At 59.8% G+C, this 1,706-nt stretch carries 2 protein-coding genes and 1 pseudogene; 2 read left to right on the top strand and 1 reads right to left on the bottom strand.

Translation table 11 applies throughout. The features are described 5' to 3' along the window. The coding region (locus tag FT726_RS27150; protein WP_346303837.1) for a helicase-related protein at positions 1 to 887 on the top strand (887 nt) is incomplete at its 5' end. On the opposite strand, the gene FT726_RS27145 is transcribed toward FT726_RS27150, so the two are convergent. Then, complete coding sequence (locus FT726_RS27145; RefSeq protein ID WP_058780488.1) at positions 884 to 1,369, bottom strand: MarR family winged helix-turn-helix transcriptional regulator; 486 nt, start codon at positions 1,367 to 1,369, stop codon at positions 884 to 886. The two genes, FT726_RS27150 and FT726_RS27145, sit on opposite strands and share 4 nt — an antisense overlap. A gap of 69 nt (positions 1,370 to 1,438) precedes the next feature. Between FT726_RS27145 and FT726_RS27140 the strand changes: the two are divergent. Then, a pseudogene (locus FT726_RS27140) lies at positions 1,439 to 1,706 on the top strand (zinc-binding alcohol dehydrogenase family protein); the annotation flags it as partial.

The following is a 1,706-nucleotide window of genomic DNA, read 5'->3' as shown; positions in this document are numbered from 1 at the left end:
AGCAGCACCGTTTCGGCGTGCATCAGCGGCTGGCGCTGTGGGAAAAAGGCGAAGAGCAGGGTTTCCATCCGCATCAGCTGATCATGACCGCCACCCCGATTCCGCGCACCCTGGCGATGACGGCCTATGCCGATCTCGATACCTCAACCATTGACGAACTGCCGCCGGGCCGTACGCCGGTGACCACGGTGGCAATTCCCGATACCCGCCGCAGCGACATCATCGCCCGGGTGCAAAGCGCCTGCCATGAAGGCCGTCAGGCCTATTGGGTGTGTACGCTGATCGATGAATCCGACGTGCTGGAAGCGCAGGCGGCGGAAGCCACCTGGCAGGAGCTGAAAGTGGCGCTGCCGGACCTGCAGGTCGGTCTGGTGCACGGGCGTATGAAGCCGGCGGAGAAACAGGCGGTAATGGCGGCGTTCAAGGCCAATGAAATCCAGCTGCTGGTGGCCACCACGGTGATTGAGGTCGGCGTCGATGTGCCCAACGCCAGCCTGATGATCATCGAAAACCCGGAACGGCTTGGTCTGGCGCAGCTGCATCAGCTGCGCGGACGCGTTGGCCGCGGTGCCGTCGCTTCACACTGCGTGCTGCTGTACAAAGCGCCGCTGAGTAAAACCGCGCAGAAACGCCTGCAGGTGCTACGCGACAGCAACGACGGTTTTGTCATCGCCCAGCACGATCTGGAGATTCGCGGTCCGGGTGAATTGCTCGGCACGCGCCAGACCGGCAACGCCGAGTTTAAAGTTGCCGATTTACTGCGCGATCAAAGCATGATTCCGGAAGTTCAGCGCGTGGCGCGCCATATCCACCAGCATTATCCCGAACAGGCTCAGGCGCTGATCGAGCGCTGGCTGCCGGAAACCGAGCGCTACAGCCACGCTTAATCCAGCTGCGGCTGTCGATCCACCGCCATGAAATCGCCGACGAAGCGCTGTAACAGGCGCGTTAACTCAGCGCGCTCTTCAGCTGGCCAGCCAGCGAACAGTTGCTGATAAATCTGGGTGCGTGCCGCGTCGATTTTATCCGTCATCGCTTTTCCCGCCGCCGTGATCACCGCCTCATTGATCCGCTTGTCTCTGGCATTTTTCTGCCGCTGCGCCAGCCCCAGCTCTTCCAGCTTCGCCACCTGGCGGCTGACAGTGGTGTAATCGCGCCCGGCGCGATCGGCCAGCTCGACCACGCCGAGGGGACCAAAACGGCCAATCTGGATCAGCAGCGGAAACAGGGCGCGATCCAGCTGGATACCGGACTCTTTTATTAATAATTCATCGCGTTGCGGACGATTAAAGGTGCCGACGATCATCAGCAGCGCGTTGTGCAAATCATCGAAGCCGGCATTATTATGTGTATTTTGCACGCTTTTCATTGACGTCATCCCAGAGCAGGCCTAATGTGTGCATATTACACATATTATCCGATGAACTGAAGGTGAAACATGAAAGCAGCTATTGTCAGTGCCGCAGGTGAGAAACCGGTATGGGGCGATTTCCCGCCACCGCAGGCCGATGAACAGCATGTGGTGGTGACGGTGAAGGCCGCCGCCATCAGCCAGCTGGCGAAAGCGAGAGCTGCCGGTGCCCATTACAGCGCCGGTAGCCACTATCCGTTTATCGCCGGTATTGATGGCACCGGCACGCTGAGCAACGGCGATCCGGTCTATTTTCTCGCCTTTAGCGCACCGTGGGGCAGTATGGCGCAGCAGA

The sequence above is a fragment of the Pantoea sp. Morm genome (assembly GCF_016643525.1).
Taxonomy (GTDB): Bacteria; Pseudomonadota; Gammaproteobacteria; order Enterobacterales; family Enterobacteriaceae; genus Pantoea; species Pantoea dispersa.
The sequence above is the reverse complement of the archived record's forward strand: the minus strand, read 5'-3'. Positions and strand labels throughout refer to the sequence as shown.